The 24,988-nt window shown below is 59.1% G+C and carries 21 protein-coding genes; 11 read left to right on the forward strand and 10 right to left on the reverse strand.

Annotated elements, in window-relative coordinates; genetic code table 11:
• Nucleotides 1–21: 21 nt before the first annotated feature.
• The 4 genes from EC9_RS00870 to EC9_RS00885 form a co-directional block, all read right to left on the reverse strand.
• Complete coding sequence (locus EC9_RS00870; protein ID WP_145341551.1) at nucleotides 22–234, reverse strand: flagellar FlbD family protein; 213 nt, start codon at nucleotides 232–234, stop codon at nucleotides 22–24.
• Nucleotides 235–500: 266 nt separating this feature from the next.
• The gene (locus tag EC9_RS00875; protein ID WP_145341553.1) at nucleotides 501–2,744 is read right to left on the reverse strand and encodes a vWA domain-containing protein; all 2,244 of its coding nucleotides are present in this window, start codon (nucleotides 2,742–2,744) and stop codon (nucleotides 501–503) included.
• A gap of 66 nt (nucleotides 2,745–2,810) precedes the next feature.
• Entirely contained in the window at nucleotides 2,811–3,302 is a 492-nt protein-coding gene (locus tag EC9_RS00880; protein WP_145341555.1) for a hypothetical protein, read from the reverse strand.
• A 531-nt stretch (nucleotides 3,303–3,833) separates the two neighbouring features.
• On the reverse strand, nucleotides 3,834–5,837 hold the full coding sequence (locus EC9_RS00885; RefSeq protein WP_145341557.1) for a BatA domain-containing protein: 2,004 nt from the start codon (nucleotides 5,835–5,837) through the stop codon (nucleotides 3,834–3,836).
• 106 nt (nucleotides 5,838–5,943) lie between these two features.
• Here EC9_RS00885 and EC9_RS00890 point away from each other — a divergent pair, with 106 nt between their 5' ends.
• The 3 genes from EC9_RS00890 to EC9_RS00900 all read left to right on the forward strand — a co-directional run bounded on the left by EC9_RS00890 (nucleotide 5,944) and on the right by EC9_RS00900 (nucleotide 9,239).
• Entirely contained in the window at nucleotides 5,944–7,554 is a 1,611-nt protein-coding gene (locus EC9_RS00890; protein WP_145341559.1) for a 3-keto-disaccharide hydrolase, read from the forward strand.
• A 154-nt stretch (nucleotides 7,555–7,708) separates the two neighbouring features.
• Nucleotides 7,709–8,317: a YceI family protein gene (locus tag EC9_RS00895; protein WP_218934491.1), complete on the forward strand. Its 609-nt coding sequence runs from the start codon at nucleotides 7,709–7,711 to the stop codon at nucleotides 8,315–8,317.
• A gap of 1 nt (nucleotide 8,318) precedes the next feature.
• Nucleotides 8,319–9,239 carry a hypothetical protein gene (locus tag EC9_RS00900; RefSeq protein WP_145341563.1) on the forward strand — a complete coding sequence of 307 codons (921 nt, stop codon included), beginning with the start codon at nucleotides 8,319–8,321 and terminating at the stop codon, nucleotides 9,237–9,239.
• On the opposite strand, the gene EC9_RS00905 is transcribed toward EC9_RS00900, so the two are convergent.
• Nucleotides 9,202–9,765 (reverse strand): DUF4416 family protein, encoded by a 564-nt coding sequence (locus EC9_RS00905; RefSeq protein WP_145341565.1) that lies wholly within the window; start codon nucleotides 9,763–9,765, stop codon nucleotides 9,202–9,204. The genes EC9_RS00900 and EC9_RS00905 overlap by 38 nt on opposite strands.
• Before the next feature lie 164 nt (nucleotides 9,766–9,929).
• Here EC9_RS00905 and EC9_RS00910 point away from each other — a divergent pair, with 164 nt between their 5' ends.
• The 3 genes from EC9_RS00910 (at nucleotide 9,930) to EC9_RS00920 (ending at nucleotide 11,758) form a co-directional block, all read left to right on the forward strand.
• Nucleotides 9,930–11,060 carry a pyridoxal phosphate-dependent aminotransferase gene (locus tag EC9_RS00910; RefSeq protein ID WP_145341567.1) on the forward strand — a complete coding sequence of 377 codons (1,131 nt, stop codon included), beginning with the start codon at nucleotides 9,930–9,932 and terminating at the stop codon, nucleotides 11,058–11,060.
• 96 nt (nucleotides 11,061–11,156) lie between these two features.
• Entirely contained in the window at nucleotides 11,157–11,426 is a 270-nt protein-coding gene (locus EC9_RS00915) for a hypothetical protein (RefSeq protein WP_145341570.1), read from the forward strand.
• Nucleotides 11,423–11,758: a type II toxin-antitoxin system RelE/ParE family toxin gene (locus EC9_RS00920; protein WP_145341572.1), complete on the forward strand. Its 336-nt coding sequence runs from the start codon at nucleotides 11,423–11,425 to the stop codon at nucleotides 11,756–11,758. Before EC9_RS00915 ends, EC9_RS00920 begins: the two co-directional genes overlap by 4 nt.
• 103 nt (nucleotides 11,759–11,861) lie before the next feature.
• On the opposite strand, the gene ilvA is transcribed toward EC9_RS00920, so the two are convergent.
• From ilvA to EC9_RS00940, 4 genes are all read right to left on the reverse strand, one after another.
• Nucleotides 11,862–13,382, reverse strand: a complete 1,521-nt coding sequence (ilvA, locus tag EC9_RS00925) for a threonine ammonia-lyase, biosynthetic (RefSeq protein WP_145341574.1) — start codon at nucleotides 13,380–13,382, stop codon at nucleotides 11,862–11,864.
• A gap of 490 nt (nucleotides 13,383–13,872) precedes the next feature.
• Nucleotides 13,873–15,777 carry a glycoside hydrolase family 97 protein gene (locus EC9_RS00930; RefSeq protein WP_218934492.1) on the reverse strand — a complete coding sequence of 635 codons (1,905 nt, stop codon included), beginning with the start codon at nucleotides 15,775–15,777 and terminating at the stop codon, nucleotides 13,873–13,875.
• Between the two features lie 113 nt (nucleotides 15,778–15,890).
• On the reverse strand, nucleotides 15,891–16,385 hold the full coding sequence (locus EC9_RS00935; RefSeq protein WP_145341578.1) for a hypothetical protein: 495 nt from the start codon (nucleotides 16,383–16,385) through the stop codon (nucleotides 15,891–15,893).
• 32 nt (nucleotides 16,386–16,417) lie between these two features.
• Nucleotides 16,418–17,467 carry a DUF1559 domain-containing protein gene (locus EC9_RS00940; RefSeq protein ID WP_145341580.1) on the reverse strand — a complete coding sequence of 350 codons (1,050 nt, stop codon included), beginning with the start codon at nucleotides 17,465–17,467 and terminating at the stop codon, nucleotides 16,418–16,420.
• A 545-nt stretch (nucleotides 17,468–18,012) separates the two neighbouring features.
• Here EC9_RS00940 and EC9_RS00945 point away from each other — a divergent pair.
• From EC9_RS00945 to EC9_RS00965, 5 genes are all read left to right on the forward strand, one after another.
• Entirely contained in the window at nucleotides 18,013–18,210 is a 198-nt protein-coding gene (locus EC9_RS00945) for a hypothetical protein (protein ID WP_145341582.1), read from the forward strand.
• A gap of 32 nt (nucleotides 18,211–18,242) precedes the next feature.
• A complete protein-coding gene (locus tag EC9_RS00950; protein WP_145341584.1) occupies nucleotides 18,243–19,031 on the forward strand; it encodes a dienelactone hydrolase family protein in 789 nt (262 codons plus the stop codon).
• Between the two features lie 46 nt (nucleotides 19,032–19,077).
• Entirely contained in the window at nucleotides 19,078–20,532 is a 1,455-nt protein-coding gene (locus EC9_RS00955; RefSeq protein WP_218934493.1) for a neutral/alkaline non-lysosomal ceramidase N-terminal domain-containing protein, read from the forward strand.
• A gap of 88 nt (nucleotides 20,533–20,620) precedes the next feature.
• Nucleotides 20,621–21,577: a ThuA domain-containing protein gene (locus EC9_RS00960; protein WP_145341586.1), complete on the forward strand. Its 957-nt coding sequence runs from the start codon at nucleotides 20,621–20,623 to the stop codon at nucleotides 21,575–21,577.
• Nucleotides 21,574–22,296 (forward strand): RsmE family RNA methyltransferase, encoded by a 723-nt coding sequence (locus EC9_RS00965; protein ID WP_218934494.1) that lies wholly within the window; start codon nucleotides 21,574–21,576, stop codon nucleotides 22,294–22,296. Before EC9_RS00960 ends, EC9_RS00965 begins: the two co-directional genes overlap by 4 nt.
• Here EC9_RS00965 and EC9_RS00970 read toward each other — a convergent pair.
• A complete protein-coding gene (locus EC9_RS00970) occupies nucleotides 22,290–24,896 on the reverse strand; it encodes a TolC family protein (protein WP_145341590.1) in 2,607 nt (868 codons plus the stop codon). The two genes, EC9_RS00965 and EC9_RS00970, sit on opposite strands and share 7 nt — an antisense overlap.
• Nucleotides 24,897–24,988: the final 92 nt, after the last annotated feature.

Here is a 24,988-nt window from a genome sequence, read left to right on the forward strand (position 1 = left end):
TTTCCAGTCAAAGTTGACGAATTACGCGCCGCAATGGGGAGACATTGTCGGCAGCAGTTGCTTTTGTTGTTGGTAACCAATGGTTCGATCGACGACTTCATCCATCGTTTCGCGCACGATGAAACGTTCCCCGGTGGTCAGGGTCACAAACGTGTCGGGGCGATTCTCGACATAACGAATTAGTTCGGCATTCAAAATGAATGCTTCGCCATCGATCCGCGTGAGCTTGATCATGAAAAAATTGCCGATCGGTGAGTCGACGTTTTTCGTCGTCGACAAACGGAGTCAATTGACCGATGATGCCCAAATACAACATCGAACCCTCTGATCAACTGTAGAACACGCTGGCCCAAATGCATTGGGATCGGTGAGAATTGTGCCCGATGGGGCCGGTGCGAACATCGGTCGCCACGCTCCCGTGGTCGGTTTGTTGCGATTGTGGCGATCGCAGCGAAGCGTCTGGCAAATGCTCGATGCCCCAGGGATCGTTCCGGCGTGGCTCAGGCGAGTCCCCAGCGGCGCCGCAAGATCCACTCGCCGCTCAACAGCGCGACCACCATCGCGGCGGCGACCCAATGATTCCAGATCGGGCGAGAGGGAAGTTCGCGGAGCCGGATCGTTCGCCCGGCAGGCAATTCGGCCAACAGCGAATCGGCCGCTTGTTCTGCCGTCAACAATTTGCCGCCGCTGATCCGGCTCGCTTCATCCAACGCGATCAACGCCGCGTGTCCCTCGGCAAATTCGCTCGAGGGCGATTCGATCCGCACGGCGACCGGGTCGGGCGGTTGGGGCAGCACAGGATCGATCAATCGGATCGAGTAGTCGCCCGGTGGCAGATCGCTTGCCGTCCCCCGCAACAATTGCGGATCGCTTGTCGGATACAACGTCTCCAATCGCGGCGAATCGCCATCGCGGCCGATCGCAACGCGAGCCTGTCGCGGACTCTCCGATTTGGGTAGCGTCAACTCGATCGGCAGCGGTTGCCCTTCGGTAAACCGACTCCCCGAAACCTGCAGGCGAGCCGATTCGTTGACGTCGGTCCGTTTGCGCCGCGCCAATTTCCGGATGACTTGCAACCAATAACGCTCGTGCAGATTGTGCGTCGACGATCCGCTCAGCCAGCGAAACGACTCATCGCTCAATTGCAGCCAGACCTGTCCGGCCCCAACAACCTGACTTACAACCACCGGCAGCGAAGCTGTCTGTTGAGCCGCGTCGCCGGTCGCCAAAATTACCTGCGCAGCCGGCTTGAGCTCGGCCGATCGCATCAGCCAATACAGCGGCGGCAGTTGCGACCACCGGATCCCAGCGGGCAGCGGCAGGTCGCCGGCGGCTTGTCCCAACCGCGTTCGCTCGACCACCAGCGGACGAGATTGCGGACCGGCGGGAGCTCGCAGACCGCGGGGATCGACCGGGATCAGATCGGCCAACGCCGATCCGTTTGGGATCGCTAATCGATTCTCCGGGCCTGCGACAACAACCAATCCCGTCCCGCGGGATCGCACCAGTTCATCGATCTGCCCGAGCATCAATTCGCCCAACTGGTCGATGTCGGCATCGCATAAGATCACCACGTCCAAGGCTTCCAATTCGTCTGACTTGACCGGTGGCAGCGCCGCCGCAGAACGATCCTGTTCCGCGTACCTCGGGTCGCCATCCTGCAGCACGCTGGTCAAGCGGATCAGATTTTCCGCCGCGTTGCCTTGCCCTTGAGCCCGTTCCAGCAAGTGCTTTAGGAAGCGGAACTCGTAGCTCGGCTGTTGAGCGATCAGCAGCACGCCGATCGGTTCGTCGCGAACCACCAATCGCATCGGCTTGCGATTATTGTCGGTAAAGATCTCGCCATCGATCGGCGGCACAACCACCTGCAGATTCCAGCTCCCCGGCCGGTCGGCGGCGAAGGTCAGCGGAATGACGGTCCGCGTCGGCGACGATTCCATCCGCACTTGTTGGCGAGCCAGCAGCGCATCGGAATCGCGATCGCGCAGCTCGACAGCAACCTCGCTTCCCGCCGGGGCGGTGCCACGCAGCAGCACGCGAACCTGCACTTCATCCCCCAGGAAAGCCCGGTCGTCGGCAACGATTTCGTCGATCGCAAGTTCCGGCGGCGGTTGCTCTCCGCCCAGGCCGACGGTCCACAGCGGAATGTTCTGCGCCGCCAAACGATCCGCTGCGACGCGCAAACTGGCACCGTCGGTGACGATCCCGTCGGACATCAAGACGATCGCCGCCGTCGACCGGCCGCGTTGGGCATTGGTCAACTGCAGCAGCCCGTCTCCCAAGCGACTCGATTGGCCATCGGCTTGCAGTTCGGCGACCGAACTGAGCGGGCGGATCTGTTCGCTGACCGCGTACATCTTTAAACGATACCGTTGCTCGAGAGTCTGCATCCAATCGGGCTCGGCAAACAATTTTTGGGCGCGGGCCAGCCGATTGGTCCCGACATCGCTGGCCGAGTCTCCCGCGGGCAACTGCATGCTGGCCGAATCGTCGACCAGCATCAGCAGGTCGGGCAGATCGGTCTCGAAAAACGAGAGCCGCCAACCGCCAAGCATCAGAAACAGCCCAGCCAAAGCCGCCAGCCGCAGCGTCGACAACACAACGGTCTTCCGCCACGCGATCTGCTGGGCGAACAACAACCACGTCGTCCAACCGGCGATCGCCAGGAACAACACCGCCAGCCCCCACGCTGGCAGCGGCCAAGCGTGTTGCAATTCCCAGCTGATGTCGACGGCAAATATCATCCGTTGAAACGTTCCCACAGTTTAGCGTCTGGCGGATTCCAAGAGGCCGGCGATCTCGGCGAGCGATTACGCATCGGGCTTCGCTTCGGCAGCGCTGCCGGAATTGCGAACCGCCGGTTTCTTCGCCTTCTTCGGACGCCGCTCTTTGCCGGCGCTGCCGCTACGCTCGGGATGTAATTGGGCAAGCGTCTCTTGCAATTCGGCAAGCTTCGCCTGAGTCGCTTCGATCTCGTCGGTCAAACGCTGCGCCAACTCCTCCCGCTGATCGAAGAACGCCTGCACGTCGTCCAGCAGCGAACCACTGCCGCCGTCGACTTCCGGTTCGGACGCTTCCACCTCGCCGCTCTCGCTTGGAAGGTTCTCGTCGCCGACAGTCTCGGTTTCGTCGTCGCTGGATTTCTCTTCGTCGCGGTGCGGCGCGTCGGTTTGGTCCTCTGCTGCGGTCGCCGAATCGGCTGCATCACCAGACTCGGGGGCGACGGCTGCGGTCGACGATTCGGAAGCGGATGTTGTGGAAGCGGACGCGGCATCTTCGCGGCGCGGTGATTTTTTGGGCACTTTAGAATTCAGTCCTCATGAAAGCGAATTAAGGCAAGTTGCATGCGATCAGGCAAAGAAACCCTAGGCAAGCTAAGCAAGGTGTGTCAGTCGTTTCTATAATTCCGTGGCGTGCGATTCCATTGCCTCTAAAAGGGTGGAAATCGCTACAACACATCCCGTGGTCGATCCGATTATTACAAGCATCAGGTGAGCACGGCAACCGATCGCTATGGAATCCCTTTGCTCCCCCATCGGTTTCCAATTCCGCCGTGCCACTGAACCGTGAGTTTTTAATGATTGCACGCCACCAGAGGAACGACTTGATGCTTTGGACCTCGCTTTTTTAACCTAGTGCCGTCGCATCGATCTGTTGGTCCATCTGAATGTTGCCCCTGTTTCAGATCGGACCAGCAGATGCGACGGTAGAATTTGATTCGACCCTTACCAGCGAGTGGTTTCCAGTGATTGGAGACCACTCGTTTTTTCGTTGGTGGTCGATTCGAAGTCGCGATCGATTTCGCCGCCTCGTCTGCTGGGGTGCGTCATGCGCTAACGCAGTCGCAACTGACGGCTGACCCACGATTCTGCCACCAAACATCCAATCAAACAGGCGATCGCAATTTGGAACAGCGGCACCCCTGTCGTTTCCAAAGCTTGCGGTTTCGGTTTCGTTTCGACCGATGCGTCGTCGGCTCCACGCAACCGCTCCGGCAGTTGTGCGGTCTCGATCATCGCAAGGTCGCTCTCCGCCACTGGCGGATTGATGACAAACTGGCCAACCGTTTTCCCGTCGCGCTCGACTGGATAGACGCCCGCATCGCGCGATGTGGAACCATCCGTAGTGTCAGCCGCACCGGTTTCGGTCTGCGTCACCGCAACCGATTCCTGCAGCAACGGGATGAAGCTGGGCCATAGAGCGATCGCATTCCAAGCCTCGCCGTCGGCGTCAGCTTGCGGATTGACGGCGGTTGTCATGACCATCAAATGAGCTCCCGACGCGAGCCGCTTCGACAGCAACAACGGATCGCCGTCGCCGATGCCAAGCACCGTCGCGACGTTGGAATCGGCCGCCGGATCGATCTTCCAGTAGCGAAAGATCGGCGTCGTGATCAATCCGCTGTCCGGATGCGATTGAAACGGTTTGCTGATCCGATGGCTGTATCCTTTGGGATCGATCGGATATTGATCGACATCGGCGAGCGATTCGATCCGCCCGATCGAAAGCGGATCGCCCGGGTCGCCCGATGAAAATTCTCGGTTAAACGTTTGCGGGTCGATGCCCGGGCCAAGCCACAGCATCGCGCTGTGCCCCTGTCGCAGATCAGATCGCAGCCAGCGAGCGTCCTCGCTGCGCAGCGGTCCCCAATCGCATAACACGATGAAATCGAAGCCGTCCGGCGGCAATTGACTCAGCCGTTGCGAGGCGATCTGTTGGACATCCAATTGCCCGGCCGTGCCGCTCCGCAGCGCGGTCGCGACAAACCGCGTCGCCGCCGCGTCGGCACCGATGCAAGCCACTCGCAACTGCGACCGCATCTCGACCACCAGGCGTCGGACGTTGTCGGCGTTCAGATCGTCGTCGGGAATCTTGACCGCCAGTACATGTTCCCCGGCGGGCAACGCGATCTGCCACGCGACATCGCTGCGAGCCCCCGGATCGATCGCGATCCGGCGACTCTCCCGGACCACGTCGTCGACCAATAACTGTACCAACATCGGATCGCTGCCACTCTGCGGCGATCGCGCGATCCGGCTGTGGAGCTGCAGCGGTTGCTGAGCTACAAAAAATCCGGGGTCGGCGTGGAAGGCGTCGATGTGCGAGTTATCGACGTCGCGGTTGCCGACGTCGACGATCGTCCAACTCGCATGCGGCGAGAGCTTCGTCTGCGCGGGGACGCTTCGCCAGGAAAGAGCTTGCAGGTCGGCGAAGATCGCGACCTCGACGGCGCCCGACCACAACCGATCGCTGTTGATTTCATCGATCCGCCGAGAGACGTTTTCGATCGCCAGGCCAAATGCGGCTTCGCTGTCGGTCGTTTGCAGCGACGCCAGCGTTTGCTGCATCTCGACAGGGTCATAGGTGATCGTGTCGACGATCCAGTCGTTTTGGGCACCTACCTGCAGCAACAGGAACCCGTCGCCGGGGTGCGCATCGTCGCACCGTTGGGATGCGGCAGCGATCGCGTCGGACCAGCGGGTGCCATCGTCGCGGCGCGTCTTCATCGACATCGATCCGTCGATCACTAGGATCTGCAAACGCGGCCTGCGCTCGAGCGGAACGTCTGCCGAGGCATCGATCACCGGATCGGCGAGCGCGATCGCAAACAGCACGATTGCCAGCACCCGCAAGGCCAACAGCAGCCATTGCCACAGTCGAAACTTTCGCTGCGATTTCTGTTGCGCCGCGATCACAAACTGGACAGCAGCCCAGCGGATCGAACGCCGCTGGCGACGCGAAAGCAGATGCAACACGATCGGAATCGCTGCTGCGGCCGCCCACAGCAACATCCAGCTGCTTGTAAAAAGGCCTAAAAAAAGCAGCTCATTTCCCATCGTGTTGGTTGTCGAGAAGGGGGTTTCAAAGAAAATAGACTGCTTCGCAATACCACAAGCACCGGCTTGCTGGCGTCGACTCCATTTCCAATTCTCTCAAATTGCAATGAATAACACTAGCAGCTTCAAGGTATTGTTTCTGATCGCCCTGATCGGGACCGTCGTCGGATGCAAGAGCGAGCCCGCCGATCGGCCCGAGGAAACGCCAGCCGAAGCGGTCGAAAAGACTCCCGCATCGGAAGCGACTGCCGAATCGGAAGCGACTGCCGCGATGGATGATCCCGAATCGCAGCCGGGCGTGATCGTGATGGACGCCGACCAGTTGCTAGCCAACCGCTTGCCCGCCGAACAGGCGAGCCAAGGTTGGGTGCGACTGTTCGACGGCCAAACCTTCTTTGGATGGCAGATCGCTAGCCAAGCGAACTGGCAGATCGACGATGGGGTGCTGAGTGTCGATGACGGCGAAAAGGGTCTGATCTGCACCACCATGCGTTGGCGCGACTATCAACTGTCGCTGGAATTCAAAGCCTCTCCCGAGACCAACAGCGGCGTTTTCTTGCGAACGAATCTGTTCCCAACCGATCCGACGGTCGACTGCTATGAATTGAATATCGCTTCGGCCGACAACCCCTTCCCGACCGGCAGCTTGGTGCAGCGGGAACCGAAAAGCAGCGCCGACATCGCCGCATTCGATTACGACGTGTGGCATCGATACGACATTCGCGTCGAAGGAGCGACCGTCAACGTGAAGCTCGACGGCGTGGAAATCCTCAACTACGTCGATCCCAACCCATTGCCCGCCGGCTTGATCGGTCTGCAATACAACGGCGGCCCGGCAGCGTTTCGCGATATCCGCGTCCGACCGTTGGGACTCGATTCGTTGATCTCCGAGACGATCGAAGACCACTGGGTCCGCTATCCCGAGATGGAAGGGGATTACCAGATGACGGACGACGGGATGCAAATCACCGGCGGCCGAGCCCAATTGGAATCGAAGGCTCAATACGACGACTTTGCCCTGCTGGCCGAAGTCCGCACCAACGCGGCAGCTTTAAATTCGGGGATCTTCTTCCGCTGCATCCCCGGCGACGTGATGATGGGCTACGAATGCCAGATCTCCAACGCCACGATCGAAGGCGATCCGATGTTCCCGGCCGATTGCGGAACCGGCGGATTCTTCCGTCGCAAGGATGCTCGGATCGTTGCCGCCGACGATCAGGAATGGTTTTCGATGCTATTGATCGCTGATGGATCGACGATGGCCACGTGGGTCAACGGATTGCAGGTCAGCGAATGGAGCGACGATCGCGAACCCGACGCCAACCCGCGCAAGGGCCAACGCCTGGAAGCCGGTACGTTGATGCTGCAAGCTCACGATCCGACGACCGATATCCACATCCGCCAACTGGCCGTCGCAACCCTCGCCGCCCCCGTCGAAGAAGCGAAGCCCGAAGCCAAAGAAGAAGTGAAACCCGAAGCGAAGGAAGAAGCCAAGGAAGAAGCCAAGGAAGAAGCCAAGGAAGAAGCCAAGGAAGAAGCCAAGGAAGAGCCGAAACCGGAAATGAAGGAAGAGCCGAAGGAAGAGGCAAAGCCTGAAGCGAAAGAAGAGAAAAAGCCCGAGGTGAAGGAAGAGGCAAAACCGGAAGCCAAGGAAGAAGCGAAGCCAGAAGTCAAGGAAGAGGCCAAGCCTGAGACGGCGGAAGAAACGAAGGAGTAGGCCGGGCGAGCGTTTTGCCGGGCGAGAGTGGCCAGGGGCGAGCGGATCGATTCAAATCGGGGGATGTCGCGGCGGGCTGGACCAGCCCTTTATAATGATCGGCCCTCGATTGGTTTGTCTGGATCGAGGCCATTCCTTTAACGAAAGCTCCACGATGAAAAAACTCGCCTCCCTGCTTGGAATCTGCCTGCTATCGACCAGCTGTTTCGCTCAAGCGACAACGACCGCGCCGGCTCTGAAGCCCGTCGCTTTGCAAGCCGGAACCGCGACGATCTCTCCCGCGAACTCGCGGATCGATTTTGTCGGCAAGCACGAAGGCGAAAAGCCCGATCCACGCAAAGGTGGCTTCGGCAAGTTCACTGGCCAAGCGAAGGTTGCCACCGATGGCTCGCTGCAATCGATCGCCTGGGAGATCGAAACCGGATCATTGTTTACCGAGATTCCTAAGCTGACCGGACATCTAAAGAACTCCGACTTCTTTGACGTCCGCGAATATCCAAAGGCTTCGTTCCAATCGACTTCCGTCGCCGCCGGTTCGGGTGAAGGGAACTACATCGTCACCGGTGACCTGACGCTGCTGAAGGCGACCAAGTCGATCAAGATCCCCGTTTCGGTCGACGTCTCCGCCGAAGGACTGACGCTGCACAGCAAATTCGAGATCGACCGCACGCAGTTCGGAATGAACTACGGTCAAGGCAAAGTGACAAACGCCGTTCAGTTGACTGTTGCGATCGGTCAGCCGACCGAAGCAGCCGGACGCTAAAGTGTTCTCGATCCAGGACATCCTCTACGGCGGGTGCTTACCCGCCGCGGTTGCGGTGCTTGTATTTGTTGTCATGTCGCGTGGGCTGCCCGAACAAGTCGGGTTGCGTTACGCGTCAGCATCCGCGTTGACGCTCGGCTTTCTCGCCGGATACGCGATGCTTGCACTCGGTCCTTGGGCGGCGGAATCGCATTGGCACTGGCTGCCCTACGCGCTGCTGGTCGCATCGGTCGCCGGACCAATCGCCGCGGCCGAGGGTGTGCACGCGGTCGAACGCTGGCTGTTGTTTGCCATCCTCGGCGGAACGTTTGCTTGGTTCTTGGTTCCCGAGTGGGACGATTTGCAGCCGTCGTGGGCGGTTCACGCCAGCATCTTAACGATCTATATCGCTTGCCTAGCCGGCGGTTTGGAATCGCTGGCCCGCCGGATGCCCGGACCGCTGTTACCCGCAACGCTTTGGATGACGCTCAGCGCGACCGCTGTCGCGTTGGCCCTCTCGGGCTCTCTACGTTTCGCCCAGATTGCGTTGGCCGGTGCGGCAGCGATGTTTGGACTGGCGATCCTCGCCTGGTTTCGTCCGGCGAGGACGTCGCTGGTCGGATCAGGCTTCGCCGTCGCAGTGCTGGCCGCGGGATCGTTGTTGATTGGCCGAGTCAATTCGTTCAGCGAAGTGCCGCTGGCAACGTACCTGTTGATCCCGCTGGCACCGCTGGCTTTGTTTGCCAGTCTCGCCGGTCCGCTCTCCCGCGTCGAAGGCTTCAAAGGCGTCGCGTTTCGCTTGGCGTTGCCGATCCTGTTGCTTGGCGTTGCGGTGGGGCTGGCGATCGCGGCCGAAGCCGGTTCCGATGAGATGGACTACAGCATGCGGCAACTCCCGCAGCGACTTAACCCTTCTCCGCTTCAGCTCGACGCGCTTCTTTAAACAACGCCTTCAGTTCCTCGCGTGCGGCGTTCAAGAAGTTCATCGCTGGCTCGGTTTGGTAATCGGGATAGGTCCATGGATGCATCTTCCAGCTGCCGCCGGTGAACGACATCGTCACTTCGGCAAAGATACCGTCGCGGAGATACAGTCGATGGTCGCGGTCCTTGGTCGTCGCCAGGACAAACTTGGCTAGCGTGAGGTAGCCCGAATCGAGGTTCAACGGGCGGTCTTCGGGATAGCTGTTCTGGGCCTTGAAATCAAGTTCCCATTGATTGGTCAGCAGCTTCCAATGGGCAAGCTGTTGCGGATCGCGGAGCGGTTCAAAGGCGAAGATCTGTTTCTTCAGATCTTCGCCCATCTCGGCTTGGTAATAATTGGTCATATCGAAGGCGAACAGCTCGCTCTTCAGCCGCACCTGGAACCCGGCGGCGGCAAACGTTTCGACCGACCAATCGAGCGCGTCGTCGTATCGCGTCGTGATCGCGCACAACGGCATCACGCTCTCTGGCATTCGTACAACACCCATTACTGAACCGACCTTTTCTTGGATAGAATAGACGTTTTGAAGTACTCGGTCGACGAAACCTCGCGACTTCGTGCGACCCGAAATGACACGATCCGTTTCTATCGACGCGAAGGTGCCCCGCGTGGTATCGACCGATCGGCAGTAGAACAAAGGCCCTTTCACCGATGACCAAATCAACGCACCCTTGGCTGGCCGATCGCACGGCGGCTTTCGACAGCAGCGGCATTCGCCGCGTCTTCGATCTAGCGGCCACGCTGAAGGATCCAATTAACCTGTCGATCGGTCAACCCGACTTCGACGTCCCCGACCCGGTCAAGCAAGCCTGCATCGCTGCGATCAACTCTGGCAAAAACAGCTACTCCCAGACTCAAGGGATCGCGCCGCTGCGCGACAAACTGCAATCGCAGCTGGACGCCCAATACGGCCATGCCGATCGCAAGGTCTTCGTGACCAGCGGCACCAGCGGCGGGTTGGTGCTGTCGATGTTTGCGATGGTTAATCCGGGAGACGAAGTGATCTTCTTCGATCCCTTTTTTGTCATGTATCCGCCGTTGATCAAGCTGGTTGGTGGCGTGCCGGTTCCGATCGACACCTATCCCGACTTTAAGATCGACATCCAAAAGGTCGCCGATGCGATCACGCCTCGCACCAAGATGATCCTGCTGAACAGCCCCGGTAATCCGACGGGTGTGATCGCGACCGAACAGGAGCAACGAGAGCTGGCGGCGTTGGCTGCCGAGCGTGGGATCGCATTGGTATCCGACGAGATCTACAGCCGCTTCTGTTACGCCGACCGCTTCATTTCGCCCGCCGAATTCAACGATCAAACGATCGTGATCGATGGCTTCAGCAAAAGTCACGCGATGACCGGATGGCGGGTTGGATTTGTCCACGGCCCAACCGAAGTCGTCGAGACGATGACCAAGCTGCAGCAATATTCGTTTGTCTGCGCCCCGCAGCCGGCTCAATGGGCGGCGCTCGAAGCGATCGACGTCGATGTCGACGACTACCGCCAACAATATCAAGGCAAACGCGATCGGATCATCGACGCTCTAAAAGACGACTACGAAATCGAAGTCCCTGGCGGCGCGTTTTACATCTTCCCGAAAGTCCCTTGGGGAACGGGAACTTCATTTGTCGAAGCGGCGATCGCGGCGGGGCTGTTGATCATCCCCGGCGGGATCTTCAGCGGTCGCGACACCCACTTCCGGATCTCTTACGCCGCCAGCGACCAGACGATCGATCGCGGCATCGAAGTCCTCAAGCAACTCGCCCGATCGGGCCCCAAGGCGTAAAACTCGATCGATCGTGGCGGCGGATGCCTCGAGTCGACAAACGGATTAGCCAATGTTCTTGCCCGCGACTTCCGGACTTTGTGGTAAACTTTTGTTATGACTCTCAAGCTTTCGAAAGACTTATCGGATGCGTTGCATGCGAACGGCAGCAACGGATTGGAAGTTGTCGATCCCGACAGCAACCGCATATATTTCGTCGTCGATGCTGAAATTCATCGACAGGCGATGGAGGCGTTGCGTCGTCAGCAAGACCGAGAAGCGATCGCGCTGGGGATTGCAGAAATGGAAGCCGGCGAAGGGACTTCGGTCGACGAAGCCTTCGAAGAGATCCGGGCAAATCTCAACCTGCCGCAGCGAAGGCAGTGAACCACCGCCTGATCATTCTGCCGCAGGCTCGGGCCGACGTCCAGCGAAACGCTTTGTGGTGGGCAATGCATCACTCATCGGAACAAGCCGCACGGTGGCTCGATGCGGTCCAATCGCAATTGGAGTCGATCGCTGAATTTCCGGAAAGCCATTCGCTCGCGGCTGAAAATGATGAGTTCGCCTACGAGATTCGTGAAAAACGCGTCGGACTGGGAGCTCGCCCGCGATACCGCGCCGTTTTCACACTCGCAGATGATGCGATCTGCGTACTGGCCATTCGAGCCGCCGAGCAGAATCGGCTCACCGAAGACCAAGTCGGCTTTGATGCTTGAAACGCAATGCTGCATCGTCGGCGCACATGGAGGCCGCTGCTGCTTGTCCGAAAGAGCACGATGGCCGGTCACGCGACGGGGGCAAGGAGTACCGAAGCGTGGATCATCGTAAGAAGAGATGATAGACCGGGTTGGCCGTTTCGTCGGCGTAGCGGTAGCCCAAGGTGTCGATGAAGTCGGCAAAGGCCTGCAGTTCTTCATCGGGAACCTGGATGCCTACCAGGATCCTACCGTAATCGGCGCCTTGATTGCGGTAATGGAAAAGACTGATGTTCCAGCTCGGATGCATGCTGGACAGAAACCGGACCAGCGCGCCGGGACGTTCGGGAAATTCGAAGCGATAGAGCCGCTCGTTTCCCACGAGCCGGCTGCGGCCGCCGACCATATAACGCAAGTGCTCTTTGGCCAGTTCATCATCCTTCAGGTCCAACGCGGCGAAGCCTTCGGTGGCGAGCGATTGTTGAATCTCGGGCAGCTCCTCGCGGCTGCTGATCGCCAGACCGACCAGCACATGGGCTTCGCGTTCATCGGAGATGCGGTAGCTGAACTCGGTGACATTCCGCTGCCCAATCGTCTGGCACAATCGCTTGAAGTTGCCCCGTTGCTCGGGAATCGTGACTGCCAGTAGCGCTTCGCGTTCTTCACCCGCTTCAGCCCGTTCGGCGACAAACCGCAGCCGGTCGAAGTTCATGTTCGCGCCACAGGTGATCGCCACCAGACTTTCGCCTTGCAGACCGTGCTGCGCGATGTATTGCTTCATTCCGGCGATCCCCATCGCCCCAGCAGGTTCCAAGATGCTGCGGGTATCTTCAAAGGCATCTTTGATGGCGGCGCAGACCGCGTCGGTATCGACGGACACAAAACCATCGACCAATTCCCGCGTCAATCGGAACGTTTCGGTGCCAACGATTTTGACCGCCGTGCCATCGGAAAAGAGTCCCACATCGTGCAGCGGGACCACGCTGCCGGCATCGATCGACTGGATCATCGCGTCGGAATCGCCCATCTGTACGCCGATGACTTTGATCTCGGGGCGAACCGCTTTGATATAGGCAGCGACGCCAGAGATCAGCCCGCCACCGCCGATCGCCACAAACACGGCATGGATCGGATGCTGGTGCTGACGCAGGATTTCCATCCCGATCGTTCCCTGACCCGCGATCACATCGGGATCATCAAAGGGATGCACAAAGACATATCCATGTTGTTTTTCGAGCTCCAGCGCGTGCGAATAGGCGTCGGAATAACTGTCGCCCTGCAGAACGATCTGAGCTCCCAAGTCGCGGACGGCGTCGGACTTCAATTTCGGCGTTGTCACCGGCATCACGACGACAGCTTGACACCCTAGCTGGCGGGCACTGAGTGCGACCCCTTGCGCATGGTTTCCCGCCGAAGCGCATACCACGCCGCGTGCCAGCTCCGCCGAGGAGAGTCGTGACATCTTGTTGTACGCGCCGCGCAATTTGAAACTGTGGACCGGTTGCGTATCCTCGCGTTTCAGCCAGACCCGATTGCCCAACCGCATGGACAATTTGTTCGCCAGTTCCAGTGGCGATTCGATCGCGACATCGTAGACGCGGGCGTTGAGTATCCGCTGTAAATATTCCAACAAGCGTTTATCCATCGTGGGCTCTCGCAGTTTGCATCTCTTCGGAGCACTCGCTCCCGTTGCACCTCTCCTCGGGCAACCGCCCTTCAAACAATCCCAGCATATGCCAAATCGCCCCCGAGCGATTGGGGGCCTTGGTCCCCAAGCCAAATCCATTGCTTGAGAATTTTCAGTGGGGAATCCCAGCAGGAAATCCCAGTCCCAGCGGGGACAGTCTACATTTCCGGGGAGAACGCCAGCCCGTCCAGAGAGCGAGTTTCGTACCACCTGAAAACAGGCTCTGTCCCCGAATTGTTTTCAGTCCCAGCGGGGACAGTCTACATTTTCGGGGAGAACGCCTGCCCGTCCAGAGAGCGAGTTTTGTACCACCTGAAAACAGGCTCTGCCCCCGAATTGTTTTACTGTCTCGTTGGCAGACACCACCCTGAAGAGCCTGGATGGCAATACTAGATGTGCGGGTAACCGCAAGGCGGTGTGGCGACACTGGCCTCGCTGCTTTCCGGTTTTACTGAGCAATGAAATGGATCGCTTCGCCGCTTCGAGCGGTCAGGGGGATCTCGAGCGTTTTGCTGGCAGCGACCGGTTCGTTGCGGATCGCGACGTGGGTCCGCGTGGTGACTTGCGGGTCGTGCGAATAGCGTCGGGCCGTAAAAGACTGCTCGTCGTTGAGGAAGTCCAACGGTACCGACAAGGTGCGCGGTTTGTCGCCGTTCATCGCTCCCAAGAACCAATCCTTTCCGCTGCGACGAGCGATGACGGCAAACTCGCCAATCTCTCCTTGCAAGACGCGGGTCTCGTCCCAGACGACGGGCAGTTCCCGATAGAACTCCAGTTCCGGTTCGTCGCCGATCCGGCCTTCTGCCGTTGCCCCGGGACCGGCGGGGCGATCGTACCAGTAGAGGAATTGCCAAGGGCTGTAGAAGCAGACACCTTTGGCTAATTGAAAGGCGTGATTGGCGTTCCGCGTCACGCGGTTGTTGAAGTAGCAGATCGTATGATCCCCTGCGCCGCAGATCATTCGCGTGAACAGAATCCGCAGCGTCTGCTGGTTCGACGGCGACGTTTCGTCACCGCCGATTCCCTCCTGAGTCATCAGGTTGGGATAGGTCCGCTCATAGCCGGTCGGTCGGTATTCATCGTGAATGTCGACCATCAATCGATGGTCGGCGGCTTTGCGCACCGCGTCGTGCAACCACCGCGTCCACTTCTGCGGACCGACGTTTACGAATCCGTATTTGACTCCCGCGATGCCCCATTCTTGATAGAGGTCGAGGACTTGGTCGAGCTGTTTTTCCAGCGCTCGCCGGTTTACATAGACGATGATTCCGATCCCGTGCTGTTTGCCGTACCGGATCACTTCGTGAAGATCCAATGGCCCGGCGGATCGTTTTGGATCGACGGTGATCGTCGACGCGTCCGACGAATCGTCGTATTCATGTCCGTACCAACCGGCGTCGTATTCGACGAACTGCAACCCGTTGGCTACCGCGAAATCGATGCAGGCCTTTCCGCCGGCGGTAGTCAACGTCACCTCGCGGATGACTTTGCCGGGGCGAATCCAGGAGGTATCTTCGATCGCACAGGGATCGTTCAAGTTCAAGCTCAAGGCGTTGTTGTTAAGCAGCTCCGCCGGCGAATCGGCGACCATCACGTAACGCCAGGGCGTCGTTACGCCTCCCTTGCAAACAACTTCGCTGGCCAGTTGAGCCTGCAACGCGTTGTCGACACCTTCGACAGGTTCCAACCGCATACGAGCGTAATCGACAAGCCGCGCTTCGCCGACGGCGAGGTACATATCTTTGCGAGCCGACAGAACCAACGGGCGTTCGCAATCCTTCTTCACTTCTTGCAACTTCGTCTGTTCGTAGACGCCTTGTGCCGAATAGACGGGCCAACATTTGTGATTTCCAGTAAACCGGAACTCGGTCTGCTCCCGCTGGATCACAAAGTCTTTTAAGGCATCCTGGTCGGGAATATGGTAGGCGAAGGCGACTCCTGCGTTGTAGGCGCGGACACGCAGCGTCATCCGCCGCGGCGGTTGTTGCGAATCGATAAGATCGATCTCGGCGTGGCGGTAGTTGTCGCGAATCGAACTCCGCTCGCCATAGACGGGACTCCACGTCGAATCGTGCGAACTGGTTCGCACCGCTTGAACCTGAAACCCATCCGACAGCGACGGGGCGGCTCGCAGCGCCAACCCTAAACGCGACGGCTCGATCACCTGTTCGCCCGATGCGAGTACGGAATAGCGAAGGGTGCCGTCGGAACAATCCAACCGTAGCGACAATCGATCGTCGGGCGAAGCGACAGCGACCGACTGAGGCTGCGGATCAGCCGCCGCCAGATTCACGTGAACCCCAAGTCCTACCAAGCTGAAGAGAAGCGTCCGAAGCAAACCAACACGAAGCATTCGAGAAACCATATTGAGTGTGAGCAGAAAACAAAAACGCCTTTCATTGATTGGGACGAAAGACGTCAATCAGAACATTCACAATGCGTTTGCGAATGCGTATGTAAAAGCAGCTACTCCGTCAACTGGAACGCCTCGAGCTGGTTCTCACCATCTGTAGAAACGGTGATCTCCAGTCCCGACTTTTCAAAATCGGAAAACTGTTTAGGAACGAAGTTCTTCTCCGTCACACTTCCTGGTTCGCCGACTTCTGCAACGATGTTCCCAGCCTTATCCACCATCGCAATCTTCTTGATGGCAACGCGATGCGTCCCTTCGGTCAGGCCATCGCCGGGATCAAACGTTTGCACCTCGAAACGTCCTTGGTCATCGGTCACCGCCGAACCCGGTTTTCCCTCGGGAGCTATGGGTTGGAAGAGCACAGTAGCTTGCGGGAGCGGTTCGCCATCCAGAAGAACCTGTCCCGAAACGGGATATACCGGCGGGCGATCCCGCGTCCAGCGGTCGCTTTTACGACCACCGCACCCAACAAAAAGAACAAGCGGTGCGGCGCAGAGCAGAAACCCAAGGGGGCGAAGAGAGAAAAGCATCATCAAAAGCACTTTCACAACAGGCTGGATTAAACGTGATAAAGGCGAATCTACAATTTATTGACTTCACCACCATCGCGCGAGCCCAACGCACCCCAAACGCCATAAGGACTGGTGCCCGATGTGACCGCGGGGAGAGAGAGGTTTCCCGAATCGATGGTTTCGGTGATGAAACGAACGGCCCCATCGGCCAGCACAACCTGGACACCACCTGGATGACGACTGGAAGAGGTGTAGATTCCGCCACCAGCTTGCGAGCTGCAGGTGGCTTGGTTCGGAGGCAAGATCGTCGTGACCGCACAATAACCTGGACGCCCGTCCTGCCAGCGTTGCCCATGGCAGCGGAATTGCGCGATCACCGAACCCGAGGTGTATTGACCGTTGACCAAATAGCCGCGACAGGCCAAAGGATCATTGGTCGAATTCGCCACGGCGCGACCCAGCCGCGAACTTTCGGGCGAGATCAAGACTTCGGACATCGCAATCGTATTGCTTAGACCATCGGTGATCGCACTGAAGTTCAGGTACAGCAGATAGCCAAAGAGCCCGCGAATGCCCTGGTCGGGACGGCTGGCATCGACCGAAATCGCATAGTTGTCTCCCATATTCAAGCCGTAGTTGAGTGGCGAATACATAGCGTTTCGATCGGGCCCCGTCGACGAAAACAATCCATCCGATGGACAGACAAACGTGTCAATCTGGCCGACATAGCCCGAGTTGGCGTTGTTGTGCCAGGCGTGGTACCCACCCGAGACGATCTGGTCATATCGCGGCTGCTGCTCCATAAACGGCAGCAGACCGACAAAAGCGCTCCAACGCGGCACTCCGGTCGCACTTCCACCGGTCCAGTTTGGACCTCCCTGCCGCGCTGGCATCGCGAGATAGGTGTCGTGATAGTTGTGAAGCGAGATCCCAAGCTGCTTCAAGTTATTGGAGCAACTCATCCGCCGAGCCGCTTCACGAGCCGCTTGGACCGCCGGCAACAACAGACCGACGAGGATGCCGATGATCGCAATCACAACCAGTAGCTCCACTAATGTAAAGCCACGACGAGAGCGCCCCTTCGTGGACGAAAAATCCGATTCGAGTTTTTGAACCATATTACAACCTTTAATCACAAAATAGGAAAATATAGACTCGCACAGATCGCAGAGACCTTCCCCACGGATCGCAACAGGGCAATCAAGCGCCAGCAAGCCGCCCAGCCCCGGAAGAGCTTTGATCAAAAGAAAATGGAACTCAGCACAAAGCCAACAGGCAGGCGAGGGGGAAAGAAAAATAAGAACACCGCAACATGAGTCGCCCGCAACCCCAAACGATCGGCTTCGATTGTACCTTTAACGAAAACAGAGTCAATTTCCACGAGTGCAACTTAATACAAACAATCCATCCGAACGGGAGCCTTTCCTACGGAAGCCCCCTCCTTCATTCGGCGCAACAAAAACCCACCTCCGGGTGGACACTCCTGCGAACGCACCGACACAAACCGCAGCCTGGAAACCAGACAACCTCTGTTAACGGGAGATGGGAGCCAGAGCGGACTGGGCGGAGATTGTGGGGCGCATGTGATCATCCCGAAGGGATCCAAGACAGTAGCGGGAGGTTGTCGCGCAGCGGCGCACCTACCGGATCGCCGAGGGCCGACATGTTCGATGTTCCCGGAGGAATCACAGAGCAGATCGAGATGCGTCCGGTGGTATTCGGTGCGCTCAAACCCTCGGCAACCTTTTGCGATCCCTGCGGGAACGTTGGACGCAACGCGACCGCTGTTTCGGCGGACGCATTCTCGATCGGGGCCGCATCTTCCGTTAAACTTGATCTCGCGTTTTTGCGTCTCGACTAACTCACCTCACGCCCCCCTTCAGGATCTCTCTCATGCGATACGTGTTTGTCGTTCTGTTTGCCTCCCTGGTCAGCTTGCACACGGCGACTGCCGAAGTCCAAACCAAGACTGTCCAGTACACCGATGGCGATGTCACGCTGGAAGGATTTGTCGCTTGGGATCCGGAGCAGACTCAGGCGGATGCTCCCGGCGTGTTGGTCGTGCATCAGTGGATGGGACTGACCGATTACGAAAAGGGACGCTGCAAACAATTGGCCGAACTGGGCTACGTCGCGTTCGCCGCGGATATCTACGGCAAGGGGATTCGTCCCGCCAACCGCCAGGACGCCGCAAAGCAAGCGGGCGTCTACAAAAATGACCGCGAACTGTATCGCCGCCGCTTGAACCTAGGGCTGGACCAGCTGCTGAAAATCGAGAACGTCTCGGCCGACAAAGTCGCCGCGATCGGGTACTGCTTCGGCGGCACCGGCGCGTTGGAACTGGCTCGCAGCGGCGCAAAGATCGGTGGCGTCGTCAGCTTCCACGGCGGCTTGGATTCCCCGACGCCAGCGGACGGGAAAAACATCGAAGCCAAATTGCTGATCTGCCACGGAGCGGACGATCCGTTTGTTCCGGCTGACGATATCGAAGCCTTCAAAGCCGAATTAAACGCCGCCGACGTCGATTGGCAGATGGTTTATTACTCCGGTGCCGTCCATTCGTTCACGCAGCCGATGGCGGGCAACGACAATTCGGCCGGTGCGGCTTACAATCCGCGCGCCGACAAACGATCATGGAATGCAATGCGAGTCTTCTTCACGGAACTATTCGCCGGCAAATAGAAGCTATCGTTCTTCCCACCTGAGTCCCCGCACGAGATCCCACCCAATGCCTCTGCCTACCAAGTTGCTCCGCGTTGCAGCGTTCCTGTTTCTTGTCACCACAACCTGCGCCGCGGACGATCTGCGGGTGGGAGTGGCCGATGTCGATATCACGCCTTTGGAGTCGTATCCGATGGCGGGATATTTCCACGAGCGGTTGTCGACTGGCCAGCGGGATCCGCTGCGTGCCAAGGCGATCGTGATGCGTGACGGCGAGACAGCCTGTGCGGTTGCGTTCTGCGACATGCTCGGTGTCTCGCGCGACCTGTACGAAGAGGTCCGCGATCAAGCGGCCAAAGCGACGGGGATCGAGCCCGGTCGAATCGTCGTTTCGGCGACACATGCGCACACAGCGCCGGACTACTTCGCCGAACTGTATCGGGTTCAACAGCAACCCGATTCCGAAGCTTCGAAAAAGAGTTATGCGAAATACTTAAGCAACCAGATCGTCGCGGCGATCGTGCAAGCCAACGCTGCGGCAGTGCCGGCCAGCATCTCCTCAGGCCAAACCAATCAAGAGACCCCGGTCTCGTTCAATCGTCGGTTTGTGATGCGCGACGGCAGCGTTGCAACATGGCAAAACCATCGCAATCCGAAAGTCGTCCGCGCCGCGGGCCCGATCGATCCCGAGATCGGATTGCTGATGTTTCGCTCGGCAGCCGACGATCAACCGCTGGGCGTCATGAGCAACTTTGCGTTGCACCTGGATACTGTCGGCGGAACTCAGTGGAGTGCCGATTTCCCGTTTTACATTGAACAAGCGCTCCGCAAGCATTTGGGCCCGCAAACCATCTCGCTGTTTGGTGCGGGAACCTGTGGCGACATCAATCACTCCAACCCGAACCAAAAGGAACGGAACAAGTGCGATATGATCGGCGGCTCGCTGGCGACAACGATCGTCGACGCGTTGCCAACGCTTACTAAAATCGAATCGCCGCGTCTGCAAGTCTCGCACGCCGTGGTCCAGTTGCCGTTGCAAGAGGTTTCGCCACTGGAAATCGAACGAGCCCAGCAATTGATCCCCGCAGCCGAAGCGGGTGAAAAGATCGCGATGATGGATCGGGTCGCGGCCTACAGAGCGTTGCATTTGTATCAACTGCGGCACGGGGACCCCGTTCCCGATATCACGCCTCGCCGCCAGGTGCACAGCCTGCGTGGCGTCGGGGCGTCGCTGCCGGTCGATGTGACCACGATCGCGTTGGGTGATCAAGCGGCGATCGTCTTCCTGCCCGGTGAGGTCTTCGTCGACATCGGTCTGGCGATCAAACGCGGATCTCCCTATCCAACGACATTGGTCGTCGAACTGGCCAACAGTAACGAGACGATGTACATCCCCACTCGCGGCGCTTTCGCGGGGGGCGGATATGAAGTCATCAACTCTGCGGTCGCACCTGGCAGCGGAGAGATGTTGATCGAATCGGCGTTGACACAGTTGCGAGAATTGGCGACGCCAGGCCAATAGCGACCCCTTGCCGCGACACGGCTATAATTTGCGTGATCGTCCGCCGGACGATCACGCTCTCCCCCAACAACACCCAAGAGTAATTCCCATGCTGCGTACCCTTTTACTGCTGTTACTGGCGCTGGTCCCGCTGTCCGCCGGAGCTGCTGAAAAGCTGAAAGCGTTGATCGTCGATGGTCAAAACAACCACGGAGACTGGCCCAAGACAACGGTCATGATGAAGCGGTATCTCGAAGAGACCGGGCGGTTCACCGTCGACGTGCGACGCACCCAATACACCTGGAACGGCGGAAAGCTGCTGGACGAATATCCGCTGAACGACGGACGCAAATACCAAAGCCTCAGCAAGCCGAAGTCCGACCCCGACTTCAAGCCAACCTTTTCCGATTACGACGTCGTGATCAACAACTTCGGTCACAGCGCAGCGGCTTGGCCCAAGGAGACGCAGACGGCATTGGACAAGTTTGTCCATTCTGGCGGCGGGTTGGTCGTGGTGCATGCGGCGGACAACGCGTTCTCCGAATGGCCACAGTACAACCAGATGATTGGCCTGGGTGGCTGGGGCGGCCGCAATGAGAAATCGGGGCCTTACGTGTTCATCGACGCCGAAGGCAAGACGGTTCGCGATACGTCGCCAGGGCGCGGCGGAGCTCACGGACCGCAGCACGAGTACCAGATCGTCGTCCGCAATCCCGACCATCCGATCACCCGCGGTTTGCCCCGTTCGTGGATGCACACCAAAGATGAACTGTATCAACAACTGCGGGGTCCAGCCGACAAGATGACGATCCTGGCAACCGCCTTTGCCGCCGAAAATTTCAAAGGGACCGGACGCCACGAACCGATCATGATGACGATCGATTACGGCAAGGGACGCGTCTACCACACGCCGATGGGACACGCCGATTATTCGATGGAATGCGTCGGGTTCATCACGACACTGATCCGCGGAACCGAATGGGCTGCGACGGGGGACGTCACGCTGACCGAAGTTCCCAAGGACTTCCCGACCTTCGAAACGGCGAGCAAGCGGTCGTTCGAATGAGTCAACGGTATTTAGTTCCCGATCTGATCGGCCACTCAAGCGTCGCCCTGACCGACGATGAAGCGCATCATGCCGCCGGCGTGATGCGAGTCAAACCGGGGGCGACGCTGACCTTGTTCGACGGTCAAAACAACGAAGCTCTCGCGACCGTCGAATCGGTTTCTCGCAAGCGAGTGGAATGCCGGATCAATCAGATCGGCGAGGTCGATCGCGAATCGCCGCGGATGCTGTTGATCGCTGTGGCGCTCCCCAAAGGGGATCGCGCTCGCAGCGTGATCGAAAAAACTGTCGAACTGGGAGCTCACGGCTTCGTGCCGATCGTCTGCCGCCGTTCGGTCGCCAAGCCCAGCGATGGCCAACGGAAGCGGCTTGAGCGGTACGTGATCGACGCCAGCAAACAGTGCGGGCGGAATCGTTTGATGCAGATCGCCCCGGCAATCGCATGGCCCGAGTTTGTCACTTCCGAAGCAAGCGCGCTGTTCGACGGCTCCACGATCGATCCGCCGGCCGATGTGCAGCGGATCGTGGCCGACCCGACAGGCGTTTCAGCCGACCCGAGCGGCCAGCACCCCGTGATGTTTGCAGTCGGTCCCGAAGGGGGCTTCGATCCCGAAGAGATTCGGTCGGCGCTCGATGCCGGATGGTCGACGATTTCGCTGGGGCCGCGGATTTTACGAGTCGAAACGGCGGTCGGCGCGCTGTTGTCGATCGCTCAGTGAACCAACTGCGGCTGGGCAAACGAAGCGACATTGGGCGGCCCGATCAACGATTGCCGCAGCGTACCTGTCGCGCGGCCGAGATCGATCTGGGCGACGCCATAATTAATTTGTGATTGCAGCAGCGAATTCTCCGACGCCTGCAGACGGTCCTGAGCGCGGAGGATGTTGTCCAGATAGAGATCGGTAAAGCTGGTCCCGTCGGCGAGATAACGCATCCGAGCGTTGACGTAGTTGAGATCTTCGTGAGCCGAGACGAGAGCGCGTCCTTTGAGGTCGAGATCGGTGGCAGCTTGGGCTGTCGCCAGCCAGCGATCGCGAACTTCCAAAGCGATATCGGCCGCCACGCCCTGCAGATCGGCTTCGAAGCGTTTTAGATTGGCGACCGTTTGACGTTGCCGAGCGTTTGCGGCGCGGTTGTAAACGGGGACCTCAAACGTCAGCCCGCCGCTGATCCCTGGATTGGAATCGACGAACTGATCGCGGAACGCGTCGCCGAAGTTCTTGTCACCGCGGAGCGATGCCGAATAGGTCGACAACACGAGGTTCAGAACCGGCAGCAACTCGTTGTCGGCGACGTTGTTTTCGATCGCCGCGGATTGAATCTGCTTCAACGCTCGCCGCACCTCGGGGCGATAGGCCAACCCGACTTCGACATCTTGCTGCACGTCGCTGGCTACACCCGTTTCGGGCGGCAGCGTCGTGGTGACGAATTCAAAGCCTTGCTGTTGAGCGTAGTTGGAACCAAAGATCTCGCGGAGCAAAGCTTCCTGAGCCCGCACCACATCGTATTCAGCCGACACCGTCGCCGCATAGCGAGACGCCACTGCGCTGCGGATGCGGTTCATGTTGTCCTTGCCGGCATCGATCTGCTGACGCTTCTCGACGATCTTCAACAGTTTGTCGGCGCGGTGCCACGATGCTCGGGTTTGGACGAACCGGCCGCGGACGCCAACCAGATTCCAGTACGCCACGGCGACCACTTGCAACTGCTGCTCGATTCCGGCCTGCAGATCTTCGACGGAAACTTGATGGGCGAACTTGGACAGTTCGACCGGACTGGTATTCACTTGGTAACCAGCACCGCGCAACAACGGTTGTGTGTAATCGATCGACAAGCGTTGGTTGGCTTGATCCGGCGGGGTGAAAAAGCTGGAGTTCGAATCGCGGAAACCTGTCCGATGTGCGATTTCGAGATCCCCGCCAAGTCGATTTCGCTGACGGCCGCCGAAGCGGGTGCCGTAATCGTTGACTTCCAAACGGCTGGCGGCACCAGCCAACGCGTCCCCCACGGGGTCGTCATCGTGAGCCCAGATCGATTCGACAAACACCGTCCAGTCGAATCCGGCGTCCAGTCGAGCGACCTCGTAACCACGGCTGTCGACCTCCGCGGTCAACGACAACAGCTCGGGTGAAAACCGCAGCGCCGCTCGGTACGCATCTTCCAGCGTCATCGCTTGAGATCGATCGAACCGCAACAAAGGTTTGCGAACTTCATCATCCCACCACTTGCCATCGCGTTGCAGCGACGACTGGGGATCGACGCGATCGACAACGACGCTGGCTCCCTCCGGTTGTGGTGTCGCGGTGCGAGGCGGGGCGATCGCTTCGATCGGAGCGGTCGGCTGCGGGTCCGCGGCAGGCGTCTCGGTGATACTCTCCAAAAGCGCTTCAAACTGGGGCAGCGGCTGAGACGGAGTTGCTGCGGGGCGGGGCAGGTCTTCGGCCAGCGCTTCGGTCCGGGGCGGATCGATCGTCTCGCGTCGCATTGGCGGTACATCGGGGATCGCGATCCCGGTGATCTCGCTGTCGAGCCGCGGATCGGCCCGAGGGGGCAGCGGCGAGACCTGCAACGGTTCGTGAGGCTGGTTGTCCAGATCGGGCAGCCGAAACGCATCGTATAGACTTGGCCCCGATCCCTGCGATTCACCGATGATGTGCGGCAGACGCTGGGGCTTCTGAACCTTCGGCAGCCGCTGGGTGTGGATGATGCTTGGCACCTCGTCGACATCGTTAGACGAGGTCGCTGGCGAATCGGGCAGCGGTTTCTGCGAAGCGTCGGCGTTTTCCGCTGGCTGCAGCTGGATCGCCGGCATTTCGATAAGCGGCGGTGGTTCCAGCGGATCGATTGCGGGCGCTTCATCGGCCGATGGTTGTTCGTTTTCAACAGGCTGCGACGGAGCCACTTCCTGCGGCTGCGATGTATTGTCTTGCATCAGCACCGAATCGGGCAACCGGTCACTGGGCGAAGGCGTTTGGTCCTCAGGAGGCGTTGGCCCGTTGAGAGCGATCGATAGACGCACAGCTGCCGGAGCGATGGTGGCAGACGGCTTGGGCGCCACCGGTTCGCAGACCCGTTGAACCGTTTTAGGAAAGGGCCTGCCAAGCGCTGTTGCCGCGAGCCGCGGCGGCGCGGGGGCGGGACGTCCCAGAGCGGCTCGTGCCGCGGCAGGCCCGTTGACTGGGGCGGCACGATTCCAAAGCTGCATGCTCTGGTCCGAACCGATCACCGGAGCCAACGGTTTGGCTGGATCGCCAGCCGCTGCAAAACCTAGCGGCAGAGCGATCGAGAACGTCGCGATGATCTTATGAATAACCTGCATCGATAACCTGGCAGAATAGACCCAGCGGAACTTGGTGTCCGACAATCGTGTCCATTCTGTTATCGATTACCACGCGAACCGATTGCATCAAT

The organism is Rosistilla ulvae (genome assembly GCF_007741475.1).
GTDB classification, from domain to species: Bacteria; Planctomycetota; Planctomycetia; order Pirellulales; family Pirellulaceae; genus Rosistilla; species Rosistilla ulvae.